The organism is Clostridioides sp. GD02367 (assembly GCF_045900275.1).
Classification (GTDB): Bacteria; Bacillota; Clostridia; order Peptostreptococcales; family Peptostreptococcaceae; genus Clostridioides; species Clostridioides difficile_A.
In genome coordinates, this window is the sequence record NZ_JBJODK010000010.1 from 118,308 (window position 1) to 137,393 (window position 19,086).

Sequence of the window (19,086 nt, forward strand, 5' to 3'; positions counted from 1 at the left end):
AACTTGTTATTGCAAGTTTTTTCTTTTTTTGTCTAAAATATATAGTATGTAATTTAGTATTAATATATGAACTACTTAAAATATAAGATACATTGTTAATAATTGTTGAATGCACTTAAAAACTCAATAATATTGGCTAATATTGAATAAGAGTATTGAAAAAGTGAGCAATCTCTTATAAAATTAAGAAGGATTATTACAATTGGAGGTCTTTTTATGGATATAGAAGCAAAAAAATGGGAAGTGTTGTATTCAGAAGAAAAAATTAAAGATAAATTAAAAGAATTAGGAGCAGTTATAGAAAAAGACTATAAAGATAAAAATCTTATGGTAGTTTCTCTATTAAAAGGTAGCTTTATATTTTGTGCGGACTTAGTTAGAAATATAAATTTACCTCTTAGAGTTAATTTTATGACTACATCTAGTTATGGAAATAGTGAAGAAAGTACTGGTAAAGTAAAAGTAGTTGCAGATGTTACTACTGATATAGCAGGATATGATGTATTAGTCGTAGATGATATTACCGATTCTGCCTTAACTATGGATTTTGTATTAAAGCATTTAAAAGCTAAAAACCCAGCTAGTTTAAAATGTTGTGTTCTTTTGGACAAACCAAGTAGAAGAAAAGTAGATTTAGTGCCAGATTATTGTGGATTTGAAATAGAAGATAAGTTTGTAGTCGGGTATGGATTTGATTTTGGTGATTACTATAGAAATGTTCCTTATATATTCAATGTTACAGATGAAGATAGATAAGCAATTATATAATTTTGTGGATGCCTCAATATGATTTTTATTAATCGTGTTGAGGCATTTTTCATTTGAAAGGTAATTTAAAGTAGGATTAGTTTAATTTTATATGGCTTAACTAGTTTTATTTTTATAAATATAATAAAAAAATTTAAAATAAGTGATAGGAAATGAGATTTTTAATTGTATTAGTAGTTGTAAAAGCTTTTACAAAGGAGGTATTAACTTGGAGGATAAACTGATAATCAAAAATATAAAAAAGAAAAAAGAAAAAGGGATGGAAATGCTTATTGATGAGTATGGAAACTTTATAGCATCTATAGTTAGAAGAACTCTTGCTAATGCTAGGATTTATGAGGAAGAGTGTATAGATGATGTACTTTTATCAATATGGAATAACATAGAAAAATTTGATAGTGAAAAAAATTCCTTTAAAAATTGGATAGGTTCTATCTCTAAATATAGAGCAATCAATTATAGGAAAAAGTACACAAACAATAATATGCACTTGGAATTGGAAGATAAAGAAATATCCTATATAGATAAAAAATTGTACAAAAAAGAAATTGAAGAAGAAATAAATGACCTTATAAGTACATTAAGTGCTAAAGATGCAGAGCTCTTTAGAAAGTATTATTTAGAAGAGATGTCTCTAAAAGACATAGCTATGCAAAATGAGACTACTGTTGAGAATTTACATAATAGACTTTCAAGGGGCAGAAAAAAGATGAAAATTCATTTAAATAAGAAGAAAGCTTAAATATAAAATGGATAATAGTAAATATTTGAATATAAAAAATATAGAAGAAAAGGAGATTTTTTATGAAAGATAAATTTGATTTATTTAATGAGACAAATATAAATATAGAAGAATATGATGACATTGTATTGAGTAGTGAAGAAAAAGAGGAGATGAAAAAGAGAATGAAATCTAAGGTTAAATATAATAAGAGTAATAATTTTAAGAGATATGCTCTTGTAGGAGGATTATCAGTAGTTATTTTAGGTACATCTGCATTTACTAATGAAACTACCTTAGCATACATGCAACATATAGGAAAACAAATAGAATACTTCTTTAATAAAGATACTGAAGAACTCAAACCCTATAAAAACATTGTAGACAGTGTTGTTACAGATAAAGGAATAAGTATAACATTAAATGAGATTATGCTTGGAGAAGGGGAGCTATTTTTAAATATAAGTGTTGATGATAGTAAGCTTGATAAAGATGCCTTGGGTTTAAAGAAAGAAAATGGATTCTTGGGAATTGATGATATTAAAATTAAAGTTGGAGATATGAACTTTGTTTCAGTATCAGGTCCTTCTACATCAGAAAAAAATAAAGATGGAACTACTAATATGGTTATGACATGCAAACTTGAGAATTTGGATAAAGATGGAGATGGAAAAAGTGATGTAGAAAATTTTGATTTATTGAAAAATGTAGATTTAAATAAAGATTATGATATAAGTATAAGCATAAATAAAGTTGAGTATGAGTTAAACAAGAGTATAAAGACATCAAAAGAGATAGAGATAGGAAACATGGGAGGAGTAGAAGGTGAGCACTTAAATGGGTATCTTAGTGGAAGTTGGGAATTTAATACTAGTATAAATGGTTCAAATATAGCTAAAGATACAAGAATTTATAATGTCGACAAGAATGTACGATTAAAAAATAAAAACGTTGATATAGATTTAGTATTAAAAGAAGTGAGGGTTTCTCCAACGAAGATTAAAGTAATGTATGGATTCAAAGTTAATAAATATAATTTTGCTAAAGATGATAAACTTCCAAAAACATTAGGATTTGAACTTAAAGATGCAAGAAGAAAAAGTTTAGAGTTACTTAGTGGAGCAGGAGGATATAGTCTAGATTATTCTAAAGGTAATTATATTGAATCTTCTTTAGAGTATGAAGTCAAAAAAGATGTTAAAAAAATAAGTATTACTCCAATAATAGAGGATTGGAGCAAAGAAGTTAATAATATAGAGTCATTTAATAATCAAAGTATAGATATTGATATAAGTAAATAAATATATTCTCACATAAGAAATTGTCGATTCATATAATTATATAGAGTAATGCTTAATACTTATAGAGTATTGCTCTAATTTTAAAAGAGAGAGGATTTATTATATGAGTGATTACAATGACAATTCAGGGCCAAGTTTGTATCAAGATGTAGGCCCAACAGGACCAACAGGCCCGACTGGTCCAACTGGTCCAACAGGGCCTAAAGGAGCAACAGGAGCAACAGGGGCAAATGGAATAACAGGTCCAACAGGAAATACAGGAGCAACAGGAGCAAATGGAATAACAGGTCCAACAGGAAATACAGGAGCAACAGGAGCAAATGGGGCAACTGGAGAAACAGGCCCTAGAGGAGCAACAGGAGCAACAGGGGCAAATGGAATAACAGGTCCAACAGGAGCAACAGGAGCAACAGGGGCAAATGGAATAACAGGGCCAACAGGAAACAAAGGAGCAACAGGGGCAAATGGAATAACAGGTTCTACAGGTCCAACAGGAAATACAGGAGCAACAGGAGCAAATGGAATAACAGGAGCAACAGGAGCGACAGGGGCAAATGGAATAACAGGGCCAACAGGAGCAACAGGAGCAACAGGAGCGACAGGAGCAAATGGAATAACAGGGCCAACAGGAAATACAGGAGCAACAGGGGCAAATGGAATAACAGGAGCAACAGGGGCAACAGGAGCAAATGGAGCAACAGGGCCAACAGGAAATACAGGAGCAACAGGAGCAAATGGAATAACAGGAGCAACAGGTCCAATAGGAGCAACAGGTCCAACAGGAGCAGATGGAGAAGTAGGTCCAACAGGAGCAGTAGGAGCAACAGGTCCAGATGGGGCAGTAGGTCCAACAGGAGAAGTAGGTCCAACAGGTCCAACGGGTATAGATGGAGCAACAGGAGTAACAGGTCCAACCGGAGCAACGGGAGCAACAGGCGTAGATGGAGCAACAGGTCCAACAGGAGCAACAGGAGTAACAGGAGAGACCGGAGCAACAGGTCCAGATGGGGCAACAGGAGCAACTGGAGCAGATGGAGAGGTAGGCCCAACAGGAGCAACCGGAGCGACAGGAGCAGATGGAGCAGTAGGTCCAACAGGTCCAACCGGAGTTACAGGAGAAACAGGAGCAACCGGAGCGGTAGGAGCAACAGGCCCAACAGGAGCAGATGGAGTAGCAGGAGCAACAGGGGCAACAGGAGCAACAGGAGCAGATGGAGCAGTAGGTCCAACAGGAGCGACAGGAGCGACAGGAGCAGATGGAGTAGCAGGAGCAATAGGTCCAACAGGACCAACTGGAGCAGATGGAGCAACAGGGGCAACAGGAGCAACAGGGGCAACAGGAGCAGATGGAGCAACAGGCCCAACAGGTCCAACAGGAGCAACAGGGGTATTAGCATCAAATAATGCACAGTTTGTAGTATCTTCTACAACCTTATCAAATAATTCATTAGTTACATTTAACTCATCATTTATAAATGGAACTAATATAACTTTACCAACAAGTAGTACTATAAATCTTGCAGTTGGAGGAATATACAATGTATCTTTTGGTGTACGTGCTACACTTTCACTTGCAGGGTTTATGTCAATAACTACAAACTTTAATGGAACAGCTCAAAATAACTTTATTGCAAAAGCAGTAAATACTCTTACTGCATCAGATGTAAGTGTAGGACTGGACTTCTTGGTTGATGCCAGAGCAGCAGCTGTTACTTTAAGCTTTACTTTTAACTCAACAACATCAGGTACTTCTGCTGCTGGATTTGTTTCAGTATATAGAATACAATAATATATATTAAAATCTCAATCTATTTAAATGTTTATACTTGAATATCTAAATAGATTGAGATTTATTATGTATAAAAAACTATCCTAATATGTCTGACATTTTATAAAGTCCAGATTGTTTACCAACTAAGAATTTAGCTGCAACTATAGAACCGTTTGCAAATACCTCATCAGATTGAGAATGATGACTTAATGTAAGAACTTCATTATCACCTGCAAATATAACATCATGGTCACTGATTATATTGCCTCCTCTTATAGAGTGTATTCCAATTTCGTTTGCTTTTCTTTTGCAATCCCTACCATATCTTCCATGTTTATTTATACTTTCAGGCAACACTTCTTTAATTGCATTTGCTATCATAGTAGCAGTTCCACTAGGAGCATCTTCTTTTCTATTGTGATGTTTTTCTATAATTTCAATATCAAAACCATTTAGCATTTTTGATGCATCTTTAACCAATTTTATTAATATATTTACTCCAAGAGATGTATTTGATGATAATAATATAGGAATATTTTTTGATGCTTCTTCTATTCTGTTTAAATCACTCTCATCATAGCCAGTAGTGGCTAATACTACAGGTACATTATTTTTTAGCGCATATGATAATATTGGTTCTAAAGTTTCATGATGTGAAAAATCTATTATGACATCAGCTTTTTCAGTAACATCAGTCATTGTCTTATAAAGTTTTGTATCACCATAGCAACCTTTTTCATCAGCAGACCTAGCTACCCCACACACTAGTTCTAATTCACTATCTTTTTTTACACATTCTGCTAGTACTCTTCCCATTGTTCCATTATAACCACTAATTATAACTTTCAACATAAATTCCTCCTATTAAATTAATAAAAATTTGTTGTATTACTATAAGTTTATTTTATCACTAATACAATTTATATAAAATAATATTAGTGATATTAGGGTTATAGTTTACTGGATATTTAAAAAAGAGTGCCTAAATTTAATATATATTAAATTTAAGTTCATATTTCATAAAATTCGCTTAAAAATCAATATTAATATATTAAAAGATCTAAAGATGTGTATATGTAAAGATAGATAAAAATTTAAAGTATTAACTTTAAACTCAACATTTAAGGTATTAAAAGTGATATTATTAAATTAGAAATATCTTAACTTAATATACTAAGATGGGAGTGATAGATATGTTAAAAGAAGAGAAGACTTATCAAGAGAAAGAAGCAAAGACATTTAATGGAGTAATGGCTTTGATAATGATTATCTTATTTTTAGTAGTTTCAATAGCTATTATGGTTTTTGGAATAATAAAACTTGATAGTGGCTTTGCTGGGATAGGTTCACTTATGTTAATTTCAGGGCTTGTATTTATACTGGTAGATTTTATCCTATGTTTTGGACTAAAGATGATTAATCCTAAGGAAGCTATAGTTCTTGTTTTGTTTGGTAACTATTATGGGACTATAAAAAAAGAAGGATACTATTGGGTAAATCCATTTTGTTCTGCAATAAATCCAACATCATCAGGAATTAATATATCAAAATCTTCATCTGATGAAAAAGTAGATATATCATCTAATCCAAGAGGGAAAAAAGTATCTTTAAAAACAATGACTCTTAATAATGAAAAGCAGAAAGTTAATGATTTATTAGGAAATCCGATTATAATAGGAGTTGTTGTAATTTGGAAGGTTATAGATGCAACAAAGGCAGTATTTAATGTGGATAATTATAATACATTTTTATCTATTCAATGTGATTCGACTATTCGTAATGTTTCGAGACTTTATCCATACGATGTATCTGAAGATGGAGATGAGAAATCTCTTCGTGGTAGTAGTCAAGAGATAGCTGATAAATTAAAAGACGAATTACAATCAAGAGTTGATATTGCAGGAATTGAAGTGTGTGAAGTAAGAATTACTCACCTTTCTTATGCGCCAGAAATTGCAGCAGCAATGTTACAACGTCAACAAGCAGAGGCTATAATAGCAGCACGTAAAAAGATTGTTGAAGGGGCTGTAAGTATGGTAGAAATGGCACTAACTAATTTAAGTGAAAATAATGTTGTAACTTTGGATGAAGAACGTAAAGCAGCTATGGTAAGTAATCTATTGGTTGTTCTTTGTGGTAATAAAGATGCACAACCAGTAGTAAATAGTGGTTCAATATATTAATCTAGGGTAAAGTTAAGACATTTTAAATAATTTCAAATATCCTAAAAAGAGGGTGTCTCTAATGAATTAAATTCATGTTGAGACACCCTTTTGCTTATACATTACTTATTTAATTAATCTAAATTTCTAAGGTCATCCATAAGTTTAGTCTTGTCAGCCGTTTTTTCATCTTTCATTTTTATAACTTTAGCAGGAGAACCAGCAACAACAGCACCAGCTTCTACATCAGTAGTTACAATAGCACCAGCTGCAACAACAGCACCTTTACCGATTCTAACACCTTCAAGAATAACTGCATTAGCTCCTATTAAAACATCATCTTCAACTATAACAGGAGTAGCAGAAGGTGGCTCTAAAACACCAGCAACAACAGCTCCAGCACCTAAATGAACATTTTTACCAAGAGTACCTCTAGCTCCAATAACAGCATTCATATCTACCATAGAACCTTCACCAATAACAGCTCCTATATTTATAACAGCTCCCATCATTACAACAGCATTTTTTTCTATAGTAACCATGTCTCTTATTATTGCACCTGGCTCGATTCTTGCATGTTCACTTAAAGTATTTTTTAGAGGAATAGCAGAATTTCTTCTATCGTATTCTACATGAGTATCTATTATATCTTTACCATGTTTATCTAATACTTCCATTATATCTTCATAGTCACCTATAAATATATAAGAACCATTGCATCCAAATACTTTAAATTTATCAGTTGATTGGAAATGTAAAGAGTTAGTATTTACATATACCTTAACAGGTGTTTTCTTTTTAACTTCTTTTATATATCTTGCTATTTCATAAGCATCGTTTAAATTTACCATTTGTTAATTCTCCTTGTATTTCATTATATTTCTTTTATTATATACTTATTTATCAATTTTAGTATATACTTACTTTTCATTATTTACATTTATTTTACAGATTTTTTATCATATAAGCATAGTATCAAATAAATTTATCTATTGTATATATTTGAGTTAAACTGTGTGTCCTCATTATATTATTGTTATTATCCTAACATGCTGTCCATATTATAAAATCCTGGTTTTTGTTTAACTAAGTATTTAGCAGCAGCTATAGAACCACTTGCAAAGATACCACGAGATTGGGCTTGATGGCTTATTGTAAGGACTTCATTATCTCCTGCAAATAGAGCATCATGTTCACCAACAATATTTCCACCTCTTATAGCATGAATACCAACTTCGTTTGGTTGTCTTTTTGCGCTACGACCATATCTACCATAATTATTTTCAACATTTGGTAAAACCTCTTTTATAGCGTTAGCAATCATAACAGCTGTGCCACTTGGGGCATCTACTTTTCTGTTGTGATGTTTTTCTATTATTTCTATATCAAATCCTTCTAATAATTTAGCTGCATCTTTAACTAATTTCACTAATACATTTACACCAAGAGACATATTATATGATTGGAATACAGGAATAACTTTAGCCGCTTCATGTATTTTGTTCATTTCTTCATCATTATATCCAGTAGTAGCAATTACTAAAGGTGTCTTAGTCTTTAAAACATAAGATAAGATATTATCTAAATTAGAGTGATGAGAAAAATCTATAACTACATCAACTTCTTCAACTATAGTGCTCATGTCTTCGTAGATTTTAAGGTCACCTTCACAACTATCCATACCTCTAGCTGCAACACAAACCAATTCTAATTCACTATCTTCTCTTATAGTATCGGCTAAAATCTTACCCATTTTTCCATCATAACCAGTTGCTATAACTTTTAACATAATTTCCTCCTATGATTAAGGGCTAACTTTTGACCAAACCTATTTTTTACCATGCATCAATTTTTACTATGCATTAACTTTTAGTCCAAAGTTAACTAATTCTTTCTTTAATACTTCTAAATTTGCTGGGTCCATTTCTGCTAGAGGTAATCTTAAATCTCCAACATTGAATCCTAGTAAATTCATTGCAGTCTTAACTGGTATAGGATTTACTTCTATAAATAAAGCTGCTATTAGAGCATCCATACCAAGTTGTAATTTTCTAGAACCTTCTATATCGCCTTCAAAGAATTTGGCTACTAAATCGTGAGTTTCTTGAGGGCAAACATTAGCAAGTACTGATATAACTCCTTGACCTCCTAAAGATAATAAAGGAAGTATAGTATCATCATTACCAGAGTAGATAGCAAAATCATCTGGAACTAAACTAGCTATTTCTGCAACCTGTCCTAGGTCTCCACTAGCTTCTTTTACAGCAACTATATTATCTATTTTAGCAAGTTCAACTATAAGGCTAGGACTTATATTTACACAAGTTCTTCCAGGGACATTGTAAAGTATAATTGGAAGTTTGACACTGTTAGCTATTGTTTCAAAATGACGTTTAAGTCCAGCTTTATTAGCTTTATTGTAATAAGGAGTTATGATTAATAGAGCATCTACTCCTAATTTTTCAGCTTCTTGGCTTAGATTAACTGAGTGCATAGTATCATTAGAACCACTTCCAGCTATAACAGGAACTCTTTTATTAACTTTTTCTACAACATACTTAATAGTAGCAAGTTGTTCTTCATCAGTCATAGTATTAGCTTCACCAGTAGTACCACAAGATACTATAGCATCAGTACCATTAGCTATCTGGTATTCAACCAATTCGCCTAATTTGTCAAAATCAACTTTGTTATCCTTTGTAAATGGTGTAACTAGAGCAACAGCAGAACCTTTAAATATCATATAAAATCAATCCCCTCTTTTTTATTTTTGTGTTTTATATTACAGTTACTTCTAATGCTTGTTTTTATATTATTATTAATATTTTACAAAATTATATATTTATACAAGTTTGTATATTATACTAAATCGTATGATAAAGCCATTTCAGCTATTTGAATTGCATTAGTTGCAGCACCTTTTCTGATATTGTCAGCTACAACCCAAAGATTTACACCATTGTCAACACTGAAGTCTCTTCTTATTCTTCCAACAAATACTTCATCTCTATTGTCAAATTCTACAGCAGTTGGATATTCATTATTAGCAGGATTATCAACTACTACAACCCCTGGAGCTTCTTCAAGTGTTTTTACCAAGTCTTCTAATTCAAATGGATTGTTAAATTCAACGTTTATAGATTCACTATGACCATTTCTCACTGGAACTCTTACAGTAGTTGCAGTTATTTTTAAGTCGTAATTATTAAGTATTTTCATAGTTTCATTTACCATTTTCATTTCTTCCTTAGTATATCCATTTTCAGTAAATGAATCTATATGAGGAAGACAATTGTAAGATATTTGGTGAGGGTAGAATCCAGTAGGATTACCATTCATCCCTTTCTCTAAATCTTCAACACCTTTAACACCAGAACCAGATACAGCTTGGTAAGTAGAGTATACTACTCTCTTAATTTTGTACTTATCATCAAGTGGCTTAAGAGGAACCATAGCTTGTATAGTAGAGCAGTTAGGATTAGCTATTATGCCCTTGTGTTCTTTTATTGCTTCAGGATTTACTTCAGGAACTACTAAAGGAACATCTGGGTCCATTCTCCAGTGACTAGAATTATCCACTACTAAGATTCCATTTGATGCTGCTATTGGAGCATACTTTTCACTAATACTTCCTCCAGCAGAGAATAGTGCTATTTGTATACCTCTATCAGTAAATGAAGTTTCCTTTAATTCTTCTACTATATATTCTTTACCACAAAATATTACTTTAGAACCAGCTGATTTAGAAGAAGAGAATAAAAATAGATTTTCTATTGGAAAATTTCTTTCTTCTAATACTTTTAAAAATGTTCTACCTACCATTCCAGTAGCACCAACTATCGCTACGTTTACTTTTTTCATATAAATTCACCCCAATTTTAAATTATTAAAACATTATTTTATTTGATTTTAGTTATACAAGTAAGATATGTTAATATTTTTTTATATCCAAAAACTTTAATATTATATTAACAACTTTAATTATATACAAAAAACGTACAAAGGTATACTTTGTACGTCTAATTTATCACTCAAAGTAAACCCTGTAGCTCATCACTTATAATATAAGTGACAGTATTACACATGTTATGTGTAATCCCAGAAAATATAATTGCAAGAAATATTTTCTTCGGCTGTAAATCCTTTTTCCAATCATTAACACCTGCCAGCTACTATTGGATACTCTTAGTTACAGCTACCTCTACCCTAGGTTAATAGGATATTAAAATTTGATTATTCTAATAATAATACATATTTAAGAAAAAATCAACTTATTTATATAAATATTGCTAAAATTTAAATCCAAAATTTGTCAATTCTTGTTTTAATACATTAAGATTAGTTTCTTCCATTTCAGCTAGAGGAAGTCTTAAATCTCCAACATTAAAACCTAAAATATTCATGGCAGTTTTAACTGGCACTGGATTTACTTCTATAAATAAGGCAGCAATTAAAGCATCCATATCAAGTTGTAATTTTTTTGAGCCTTCAATATCACCTTTAAAGAATTTAGTTACTAAGTCATGTGTCTCCTTAGGGCAAATGTTAGCAAGCACAGAGATAACACCACTTCCACCTAATGATAATAGTGGTAATATAGTGTCATCATTACCGGAGTATATAGCAAAGTCTTCAGGTACTAATTTAGCTATTTCTGCAACTTGAGCTAAATCTCCACTTGCTTCCTTTACAGCAACTATATTATCTATTTTAGCAAGTTCAGCCACAACAGATGGCTTTATATTTACTTTAGTTCTTCCAGGTACATTGTATAAAATAATTGGTAACTTAACGCTATTTGCTATTGTTTCAAAGTGAAGTTTAAGACCTTTTTCATTAGTCTTATTATAGTAAGGAGTTATTATTAAAAGTCCATCAACTCCTAATTTTTCAGCTTCTTGACTCATATGAACAGACAACATAGTATTGTTTGAACCAGTACCTGCAATGACAGGTATTCTTTTGTTAACTTTTTCAACTGTATATTTTATTACAGCAAAAATTTCAGATTCACTCATAGTAGTTGCCTCACCTGTTGTTCCACAAACAACTAGTGCATCTGTATCATTCTCAATGTGGTATTCGATTAATTCACCTAATTTTTCGAAGTTGACATTATTATCCTCTGTGAATGGGGTAACTAAAGCAACAGCAGAACCTTTAAATAACATATAATCAAATCTCCTTTTTTATCTAAATTTAATTTTTTAAGTACAATAATAATTATAGTACAAATTAATTAATTTTAATAGGTATAGTTAATATCTTAACTGTTTAAATAAGATATTTATATTATATTAATATTAGAAAAATTTGAAATAAATGTTTTATTCTCAAAATATGCATATTAATTTAATAAAATATACCAAAATGGAAATAAAAAATAAATTTTATGCGAATTTAATAACTAATAATTAATATATTTAGGTTATAATAAATATGTGCGTAAAATCTAATAATAAGTAATAATACCGTAAATTTAGGAGGAATAATATGGATACTTTAAAGGAACTTTTTAAAATAGGAAGTGGGCCTTCAAGTTCTCATACTATGGGACCACAAAGAGCAGCAGAAAGATTTAAAAATGAAAATCCAGATGCAGAAAGTTTTAGAGCAATATTATATGGTAGTTTGGCAGCCACAGGTAAAGGTCACTTAACTGACTATATAATTGAAAAAACGATATCGCCAAAAAAAGTTGAAATCGTTTGGGAAGAAGATATTATAAAAGATTTTCATCCAAATGGAATGAAGTTTGAAGCTTTAGATAAAGAAGGAAATGTAACGGCTGAATGGACTGTATATTCTGTAGGTGGAGGAACTATAGCAGAAGAAGGTCAAAGAAATAGCAAAAGCAACAGTATATATCATCTAGATACTATGGATGAGATAGTAAAATGGTGTAAGGAAAATAATAAGACTTTAGTAGATTTTGTGTTGGAATGTGAACCAGAAGACATAAAAGATTATATAAAAACTATAAAAGATGCTATGAGAAAATCTATTGATGATGGATTAAGCACAGATGAAATAATACCAGGTAAATTATTATTAAAAAGAAGAGCAAGTACGTTTTATAATGCATACCAAAAAGATAAAAACTTCTCAACACTTGTATATGCATATGCACTAGCAGCTTCTGAGCAAAATGCTTCTGGTAATATCATAGTTACAGCGCCAACTTGTGGTTCTGCTGGTGTAATTCCAGGAATATTCTTTGCAATGCAAGATTTCTATAAGTATGATGACCAAAAAATAATTGAAGCACTACTTGTGGCTGGGATAATAGGTAATATAATAAAGACTAACGCATCAATATCTGGAGCAGAGGTAGGGTGTCAAGGTGAGGTTGGTGCAGCTTGTTCTATGGCAGCAGCGGCAGTAGCATACTTAAAAGGTGGTACTATAGACCATATTGAATATGCAGCAGAAATAGCACTTGAACATCATCTAGGAATGACTTGTGACCCTGTATATGGATACGTTCAAATTCCATGTATAGAAAGAAATGCTATGGCAGCTCAAAGAGCTTATGATGCAGCTAATTATGCATTATTAACTGATGGCTCACATTCTGTCTCCTTGGACCAAGTTGTTGAAACAATGAAAGAAACTGGTATAGACATGATGGATAAATATAAAGAAACTGCTAAGGGTGGACTTGCTAAACATTTCTTCTCTTGCTAAAAAATAAAATTTTTAAGTAATAATTCCCCTGTTTTGATTTATGAAACAGGGGAATTATTATTAATGGTGAATTATTTAATAATGCAAAATATTTTTATATTAAATTTAATTTTTTACTTTTAATTAGTATAGTTTGTTATATAATGTTTTAATTATGAGGGATATAGAAATATTTTTTAATAAATTAAAATTTGGAGGAGATTACATGAGAGAGGCATCATATTTACAAGAGCAACTTTATAAACATAGAAAGGCATTAAATCCAATTGCAGAGATTGGAAGAAAAGAATATAAAACTTCAAAATACATAAGAGATTATCTTGATAAATTGGGGATTAAGTATGAAGTTTACTTAGAAACAGGTATAGTAGGAATAATAGAAGGCAAAAAACCTAAAAAAGATATAGCTTTTAGAGCAGATATAGATGGGCTTCATAGTGAGGAAGGTGTAAAGCATTTATGTGGTCATGATGGACATGCCACTATATTACTTGGATTAATTGAATATTTGAATGATAACAAAGAACAACTGAATGATAATATAGTATTCATATTCCAACCAGCAGAAGAAGGTCCAGGGGGAGCAAAAGCTTTAATAAATGAAGGTGTACTTAGAAAATATAATGTTGATGAAATATATGGACTTCATATATATCCAGAGTTGCCAGAAGGTTATGTTGGTACAAGAGAAGGATACTTTATGGCTCAAATAGGAGACATTGATATAGAAATAGTGTCTAAAAGTGGACACGGTGCTATGCCACAAAATGGAATTGATGGGATAGTTATAGCTTCAAACTTTGTAAGTTCACTTCAAACTATAGTATCAAGAAATATAAGCCCAATAGACAATGCAGTATTGACTATTGGTAGAATTGAAGGTGGAGCTAGAAGAAACATAATAGCTGAAAATATAAAGATGGAAGGTACAATGAGATGCTTCAGCCCAGAAGTATATGAGAAGATGAAGCTTAGAGTTAGAGAACTTGCTAGAGGGTTTGAACTGGCTTATAACTGTAAGGTTAATATAAACATCATAGACGATTATATTGCTGTTAAAAATGACAAGGATTTATATCAAGAATTTGTAACAGCTGTTGGAAATGATAGTGTTGTGGAGTTAGAGCCACTTATGATATCAGAAGATTTTTCTTATTATCAAAAAGAAGTTCCAGGTTTATTTTTTATGTTAGGTTCAAGAAATGAGGAAAAAGGATTTGTAAATGGTCTTCATAATATAAACTTTAATTTTGATGAAAAGATATGTGTAAACGCACTGAATGTCTATGCAAAATTATTAAAATATAAAGGAGCTATAGATTAAGAAATAATTTATAAAAATTAAAAAGTAGAGATACTTAAATCTAAAAAGATGTGAATTGATAAATACCCCTTACATATTTGTATAAATTTCTTTTAATTGACAAAAATACAAATATGAAGGGGTGATTTTTTTGAAAGAAAATATGCAAAGAGAAAAGAAGATAACTAATGGTAAGAATACTAAAATATTGACAAATGATGATATAATGAAATATGAGATAGCCTCAGAACTAGGTCTTATGGACAAAGTTGGAGAACGTGGATGGGCAGGGCTTACAGCTAAGGAAGCTGGAAGAATTGGAGGTATGCTTACATCACGCAAAAAGAGGCTGAAAAAGATTGTGGAGGGGCAGAATAAAAAGGATGAGTCAATATAGCGATTTTGCGTTTGTATACGATGAACTTATGAATGAAGTTGATTATGAAGGCTGGGTTAAATATATAGAAGATATAATAGCTGATGAAGGTGTAAAAGTAAAAAATATATTGGAATTGGCATGTGGTACAGGTAATCTTACAATTCCATTAACTAAAAAAGATTATGATATAGCTGGTATCGATATATCTGATGAGATGCTTAGTGTAGCAAGAGAAAAAGCAGAAAAAGAAGGCGTAGAATTGGTTTTACTTCAACAAGATATATCAGAACTAGATTTTGAAATATCTGATTTAGATTGTGTGCTTTGTGCTTGTGATGGATTCAACTATATAACCTATGATGATGATTTGGAAAATGTATTTTCAAAGACATATGAATTATTAAAAAAAGATGGAATATTTATATTTGATATAAGTTCGTTTTATAAATTAGCCAACATATTAGGAAACAATATGTATGGTGAAAATAGAGATGATATAGCCTATATGTGGCAAAATTACTTTGATGATGAAGAAAATCTAATTGAAATGGAACTGACATTTTTTATTAAAGATGAAGATGGAAAGTTTGAAAGGTTTGAAGAAGTACATCAACAAAGGGCGTACACTGAAGATGAAATAGTTGATATGCTTAAAGAATCTGGATTTAAATATATAAAATCTTATGGAGATTTTACATTTAATGAACCTAATGAAGAAAGTCAAAGAATATTTTTTGTATGTAAAAAATAAGATATTTTTGTATGTAAAAAAATTTTGTATATAGAATATAAATGTCATATAAAAATACAACAAATACAAGTTTATATATTAAAACAAAGTGATGATGTTTTATGAACAGTTACTTTTTCATAATTATAAAGCTTTATAAATTGAGAGTAAATATAATATAGAAGAACCATTATCTAAGGTTAAAATAGGTAAGTATTTATAGATTGAAATTAAAATAGTAATATAGTGAAATTAGATAATTAACGAAATATGGAGGAATATGAATGAGAGATTATGTATTAAGAGCAACATCAGGAAATGGTCAAGTCAGAGCATTTGTTGCAACTACTAAAAACACAGTGGAAGAAGCTAGAAGATTACATGAAACTACAAAAGTAGCAACAGCAGCACTTGGAAGAACATTAACTGCAACATCTATAATGGGATTAATGATGAAAAATGATAGTGATAAATTGACTGTAATAATAAAGGGTGGAGGTCCAATTGGAACTATTATTGCAACAGCAGATTCTAAAGGTATGGTAAAAGGATATGTAGGAAATCCACAAGTAGAAGTGGAAGACTATCCAAATGGTAAGCTAAATGTAGCAGCAGCAGTAGGTACAGAAGGTGTTGTAAAAGTTATTAAAGACCTAGGTCTTAGAGAGCCATATAATGGTACTTATCCATTAGTAAGTGGAGAAATTGCAGAAGACTTTACTTATTACTTTGCAGTATCAGAACAAACTCCATCAGTAGTAGCTTTAGGTGTACTTACAAAAGAAGAAGAAGTTGAGTTTGCTGGAGGATTTATAGTCCAATTAATGCCAGATGCAGAAGAAGAGACGATTGCTAAATTAGAGGAAAATGTAGCAAAATTACCTTCAGTAACTAATCTATTAAAAGAAGGGAAAACTCCAGAAGATATATTAAATATTGTTTTAGATGGTTTGGAGCCTAAAATACTTGATACTTGTGAAGTTGGATTTATGTGTGAATGTTCAAAGGAAAGAGTGAAAACTGCTTTAGTTGCAATTGGTAAAAAATCATTAGCTGAAATAATAGAAGAAGATAAAAAAGCAGAAGTTGGTTGTCAATTCTGTAATAAGAAGTATATGTATAGTGAAGAAGAGTTACTTGAAGTTTTAAAAGAAATGTAGACTATGAAAATAGTCGTATCAATATAGTAATTAAAGTATAATTTATACAAAATAGACATATTTAGATTACAAATAAGCTTAATAAATTTTAAGAATTGGGAAGCTTTCTAGCTGTGATATTTGCAATATTGCGCTTAGAAGGCTTTTTTATTTTATTATAGTTCGTGTCAAAGATTGTATGAAACTATAAAATATTGTAAAATAATTTGTGTATTTCAACCTATTTGCCACAAGGGTTTATCAGATATTTGAATTGATAAGAAGGAGAAACTTTTAAATATGGAAAATAAAACAAAGCACATAGGCATAAGTATATTAATATTATTAATGATATTTTTAATTGCAAGGAATTTTGATGGAAAGCTTGAGATGCCTATTCCTAAGAGTAATAGCAGGAAGTTTAAGTCAGCAGCAGTATTTTATCCTCAACATCAAGATGATGAAGTCTTATGGGGTGGAAGTGCAATTGTAGATGCTATAAAACAGTGTGGTGTAAATAATGTATATGTTGTACTAGTATCAGATGGTTCTGGGGTTAACGTTTTTAAGGCTAATACTAAGTTTAGAAACTTAACTAGAAAGCAAAAAGAGGAGCTTAGAAACAATGAATTTAAATCTGCGTTGGAAGAACTTGGGGTAAAACCTCAAAATGTGATTATACTTGCAGATATAGATAAAAAAGAAGGAACACATTATGAGTTGATGAAGAAGACTATATTAGATTTTGAGCATAAATTTAAAGGTAATGTAACTCATATAGCTCATCATTACAAGTATGATGACCATATAATGCATAGAAAAAATGGAGAAGTTTTAAAGAAGCTTAAGCGTGAGCGTAAGATACAAGATGACTTATATTTTATCAAGCCAAAATATGTGAAGTATATACCAAGAAATGAAAGAGCTATTTATAAGGCTGTGGATTTTAACGACTATAATAAAGTCAAGAGTGCATGTTATGAATATAAGGTTGTAAATTCAAAACGCAAAATGTATGGTATAGGATATATTTCAGCGCATAGCTATTTTGAACATCTTTTAAATGACCCTGAACTTACATCTGTGTTAAGTGAAGATTAATTTCTTGGAAGTAGTAGGTTACATTTGATATCTAAAGTGAAGTGTTTTAATTATGTGAAAAAGTATCTTATTTATGATTTTAGAATTATAGATAAGGTACTTTTTTGTGCAATTAATACAATTATATAAAATTTTGAATTTAAGAGCTCTATATAATTTAATATCTATATAGTAATGATATTTATATAAAATAGATTCAATAATACTTATATAAAATAAATGTATTTTTCATAAAAATCAAACCCTACATTATACTACCATATAAAACCTACATGCTATAATTTGACCTGTGTTTATAAAAAATAAAAAAAACTAATAAAATAGTATTTTACTTACACATAATCACTACTATTATTTGCTTGGAAAAAATCTAGATAAAAACAATGTAGGAGGAAAGTTATGAATAATGAATTTATAATTTTAAAAGGATGTAAAGAGAATAATTTAAAAAATGTATCTTTAACAATACCTAAAAGAAAAATAACCATATTTACAGGTGTATCAGGTTCTGGAAAATCATCTATCGTGTTTGAGACAATTGCAAAAGAATCCCAACGTCAATTAAATGAAAGGTTTAGTACTTTTATAAGAAGTTTTTTACCTAGATATGGAGAAGTTAAAGCTGATTGTATAGAAAATCTATCAACACCAATTATCATAGACCAAAGTAGACTTGGTGGCAATTCAAGGTCAACTCTAGGGACTATCACAGATGTAAATTCATTTTTAAGAACTTTATATTCAAGGTTTGGTAGTGAGTATATAGGTAATGCCAATATGTTTTCTTTCAATGATATTGAGGGTATGTGTCAACACTGTCATGGACTTGGAAAAAAACTAATTCCTAATATGAGTCAGATTCTTGATACTAATAAATCGCTAAATGAAGGAGCCATATTGCTTTCAGGATTTGGAGTAGGCTCTTGGCACTGGAATATATTTTCTGAATCAGGATTCTTTGATTAAAAAATAGCTACGCACACTCGTGACTTTAGTCGTGAGTTAGTAGCTAAAATAGTCAGTG

Annotated in this window: 18 protein-coding genes and 1 riboswitch; of the genes, 12 read left to right on the forward strand and 6 right to left on the reverse strand. The window is 30.8% G+C overall.

All coding sequences use genetic code 11. The annotated features are described in order from the left end of the window. Nucleotides 1–216 precede the first annotated feature (216 nt). The 4 genes from hpt (at nt 217) to Q3223_RS13960 (ending at nt 4,579) form a co-directional block, all read left to right on the forward strand. Nucleotides 217–756, forward strand: coding sequence for a hypoxanthine phosphoribosyltransferase (hpt, locus tag Q3223_RS13945; RefSeq protein WP_054271683.1), 540 nt, complete (start codon nt 217–219; stop codon nt 754–756). A 220-nt stretch (nt 757–976) separates the two neighbouring features. Continuing rightward, nucleotides 977–1,510 carry a sigma-70 family RNA polymerase sigma factor gene (locus Q3223_RS13950; RefSeq protein ID WP_054271682.1) on the forward strand — a complete coding sequence of 178 codons (534 nt, stop codon included), beginning with the start codon at nt 977–979 and terminating at the stop codon, nt 1,508–1,510. 62 nt (nt 1,511–1,572) lie between these two features. Further along, nucleotides 1,573–2,790 carry a DUF4179 domain-containing protein gene (locus Q3223_RS13955; RefSeq protein ID WP_407812101.1) on the forward strand — a complete coding sequence of 406 codons (1,218 nt, stop codon included), beginning with the start codon at nt 1,573–1,575 and terminating at the stop codon, nt 2,788–2,790. 103 nt (nt 2,791–2,893) lie between these two features. Continuing rightward, the gene (locus tag Q3223_RS13960; RefSeq protein ID WP_407812102.1) at nt 2,894–4,579 is read left to right on the forward strand and encodes an exosporium protein; all 1,686 of its coding nucleotides are present in this window, start codon (nt 2,894–2,896) and stop codon (nt 4,577–4,579) included. Nucleotides 4,580–4,657: 78 nt separating this feature from the next. Here Q3223_RS13960 and dapB (Q3223_RS13965) read toward each other — a convergent pair whose 3' ends face one another. Then, nucleotides 4,658–5,413 carry a 4-hydroxy-tetrahydrodipicolinate reductase gene (gene dapB / locus Q3223_RS13965; RefSeq protein WP_223195892.1) on the reverse strand — a complete coding sequence of 252 codons (756 nt, stop codon included), beginning with the start codon at nt 5,411–5,413 and terminating at the stop codon, nt 4,658–4,660. A gap of 341 nt (nt 5,414–5,754) precedes the next feature. Here dapB (Q3223_RS13965) and Q3223_RS13970 point away from each other — a divergent pair, with 341 nt between their 5' ends. Continuing rightward, nucleotides 5,755–6,744 (forward strand): SPFH domain-containing protein, encoded by a 990-nt coding sequence (locus tag Q3223_RS13970; RefSeq protein WP_054271678.1) that lies wholly within the window; start codon nt 5,755–5,757, stop codon nt 6,742–6,744. A 113-nt stretch (nt 6,745–6,857) separates the two neighbouring features. Here the strand turns inward: Q3223_RS13970 and dapD are convergent, their stop codons facing one another. The 5 genes from dapD to dapA (Q3223_RS13995) form a co-directional block, all read right to left on the reverse strand. Next, nucleotides 6,858–7,574: a 2,3,4,5-tetrahydropyridine-2,6-dicarboxylate N-acetyltransferase gene (dapD, locus tag Q3223_RS13975; RefSeq protein WP_021386275.1), complete on the reverse strand. Its 717-nt coding sequence runs from the start codon at nt 7,572–7,574 to the stop codon at nt 6,858–6,860. A gap of 188 nt (nt 7,575–7,762) precedes the next feature. Next, nucleotides 7,763–8,512 carry a 4-hydroxy-tetrahydrodipicolinate reductase gene (gene dapB, locus Q3223_RS13980; RefSeq protein ID WP_054271677.1) on the reverse strand — a complete coding sequence of 250 codons (750 nt, stop codon included), beginning with the start codon at nt 8,510–8,512 and terminating at the stop codon, nt 7,763–7,765. A gap of 66 nt (nt 8,513–8,578) precedes the next feature. Beyond that, nucleotides 8,579–9,466, reverse strand: coding sequence for a 4-hydroxy-tetrahydrodipicolinate synthase (gene dapA / locus Q3223_RS13985; protein ID WP_003422063.1), 888 nt, complete (start codon nt 9,464–9,466; stop codon nt 8,579–8,581). A 116-nt stretch (nt 9,467–9,582) separates the two neighbouring features. Beyond that, nucleotides 9,583–10,584 carry an aspartate-semialdehyde dehydrogenase gene (locus tag Q3223_RS13990; protein WP_054271676.1) on the reverse strand — a complete coding sequence of 334 codons (1,002 nt, stop codon included), beginning with the start codon at nt 10,582–10,584 and terminating at the stop codon, nt 9,583–9,585. Between the two features lie 177 nt (nt 10,585–10,761). Further along, a riboswitch (Lysine riboswitch) is annotated at nt 10,762–10,935 on the reverse strand. Between the two features lie 77 nt (nt 10,936–11,012). After that, nucleotides 11,013–11,894 (reverse strand): 4-hydroxy-tetrahydrodipicolinate synthase, encoded by an 882-nt coding sequence (gene dapA / locus Q3223_RS13995; RefSeq protein WP_054271675.1) that lies wholly within the window; start codon nt 11,892–11,894, stop codon nt 11,013–11,015. Nucleotides 11,895–12,216: 322 nt separating this feature from the next. Between dapA (Q3223_RS13995) and Q3223_RS14000 the strand changes: the two genes are divergently transcribed. The 7 genes from Q3223_RS14000 (at nt 12,217) to Q3223_RS14030 (ending at nt 19,028) form a co-directional block, all read left to right on the forward strand. Further along, nucleotides 12,217–13,410: an L-serine ammonia-lyase gene (locus Q3223_RS14000; protein ID WP_054271674.1), complete on the forward strand. Its 1,194-nt coding sequence runs from the start codon at nt 12,217–12,219 to the stop codon at nt 13,408–13,410. 205 nt (nt 13,411–13,615) lie between these two features. Continuing rightward, nucleotides 13,616–14,734, forward strand: a complete 1,119-nt coding sequence (locus Q3223_RS14005) for an N-acetyldiaminopimelate deacetylase (RefSeq protein ID WP_054271673.1) — start codon at nt 13,616–13,618, stop codon at nt 14,732–14,734. Nucleotides 14,735–14,864: 130 nt separating this feature from the next. Beyond that, nucleotides 14,865–15,110 carry a small, acid-soluble spore protein, alpha/beta type gene (locus tag Q3223_RS14010; RefSeq protein ID WP_021386217.1) on the forward strand — a complete coding sequence of 82 codons (246 nt, stop codon included), beginning with the start codon at nt 14,865–14,867 and terminating at the stop codon, nt 15,108–15,110. Continuing rightward, nucleotides 15,097–15,843: a class I SAM-dependent methyltransferase gene (locus Q3223_RS14015; RefSeq protein WP_054271672.1), complete on the forward strand. Its 747-nt coding sequence runs from the start codon at nt 15,097–15,099 to the stop codon at nt 15,841–15,843. The genes Q3223_RS14010 and Q3223_RS14015 overlap by 14 nt, the downstream gene beginning before the upstream one ends. Before the next feature lie 263 nt (nt 15,844–16,106). Beyond that, nucleotides 16,107–16,982, forward strand: coding sequence for an Hsp33 family molecular chaperone HslO (gene hslO, locus Q3223_RS14020; protein WP_054271671.1), 876 nt, complete (start codon nt 16,107–16,109; stop codon nt 16,980–16,982). Between the two features lie 279 nt (nt 16,983–17,261). Continuing rightward, nucleotides 17,262–18,062 (forward strand): PIG-L family deacetylase, encoded by an 801-nt coding sequence (locus Q3223_RS14025; RefSeq protein WP_054277619.1) that lies wholly within the window; start codon nt 17,262–17,264, stop codon nt 18,060–18,062. A gap of 399 nt (nt 18,063–18,461) precedes the next feature. Further along, the gene (locus tag Q3223_RS14030; RefSeq protein WP_054277618.1) at nt 18,462–19,028 is read left to right on the forward strand and encodes a hypothetical protein; all 567 of its coding nucleotides are present in this window, start codon (nt 18,462–18,464) and stop codon (nt 19,026–19,028) included. Nucleotides 19,029–19,086 lie beyond the last annotated feature (58 nt).

What these genes read in the sequence shown, in the direction of transcription:
- hpt (WP_054271683.1), top strand. Translation starts at nt 217, where the DNA reads ATGGATATAGAAGCAAAAAAATGGGAAGTGTTGTATTCAGAAGAAAAA.
- Q3223_RS13955 (WP_407812101.1), top strand. Translation starts at nt 1,573, where the DNA reads ATGAAAGATAAATTTGATTTATTTAATGAGACAAATATAAATATAGAA.
- Q3223_RS13960 (WP_407812102.1), top strand. Translation starts at nt 2,894, where the DNA reads ATGAGTGATTACAATGACAATTCAGGGCCAAGTTTGTATCAAGATGTA.
- dapB (WP_223195892.1), bottom strand. Translation starts at nt 5,413, where the DNA reads ATGTTGAAAGTTATAATTAGTGGTTATAATGGAACAATGGGAAGAGTA.
- Q3223_RS13970 (WP_054271678.1), top strand. Translation starts at nt 5,755, where the DNA reads ATGTTAAAAGAAGAGAAGACTTATCAAGAGAAAGAAGCAAAGACATTT.
- dapD (WP_021386275.1), bottom strand. Translation starts at nt 7,574, where the DNA reads ATGGTAAATTTAAACGATGCTTATGAAATAGCAAGATATATAAAAGAA.
- dapB (WP_054271677.1), bottom strand. Translation starts at nt 8,512, where the DNA reads ATGTTAAAAGTTATAGCAACTGGTTATGATGGAAAAATGGGTAAGATT.
- dapA (WP_003422063.1), bottom strand. Translation starts at nt 9,466, where the DNA reads ATGATATTTAAAGGTTCTGCTGTTGCTCTAGTTACACCATTTACAAAG.
- Q3223_RS13990 (WP_054271676.1), bottom strand. Translation starts at nt 10,584, where the DNA reads ATGAAAAAAGTAAACGTAGCGATAGTTGGTGCTACTGGAATGGTAGGT.
- dapA (WP_054271675.1), bottom strand. Translation starts at nt 11,894, where the DNA reads ATGTTATTTAAAGGTTCTGCTGTTGCTTTAGTTACCCCATTCACAGAG.
- Q3223_RS14000 (WP_054271674.1), top strand. Translation starts at nt 12,217, where the DNA reads ATGGATACTTTAAAGGAACTTTTTAAAATAGGAAGTGGGCCTTCAAGT.
- Q3223_RS14005 (WP_054271673.1), top strand. Translation starts at nt 13,616, where the DNA reads ATGAGAGAGGCATCATATTTACAAGAGCAACTTTATAAACATAGAAAG.
- Q3223_RS14015 (WP_054271672.1), top strand. Translation starts at nt 15,097, where the DNA reads ATGAGTCAATATAGCGATTTTGCGTTTGTATACGATGAACTTATGAAT.
- hslO (WP_054271671.1), top strand. Translation starts at nt 16,107, where the DNA reads ATGAGAGATTATGTATTAAGAGCAACATCAGGAAATGGTCAAGTCAGA.
- Q3223_RS14025 (WP_054277619.1), top strand. Translation starts at nt 17,262, where the DNA reads ATGGAAAATAAAACAAAGCACATAGGCATAAGTATATTAATATTATTA.
- Q3223_RS14030 (WP_054277618.1), top strand. Translation starts at nt 18,462, where the DNA reads ATGAATAATGAATTTATAATTTTAAAAGGATGTAAAGAGAATAATTTA.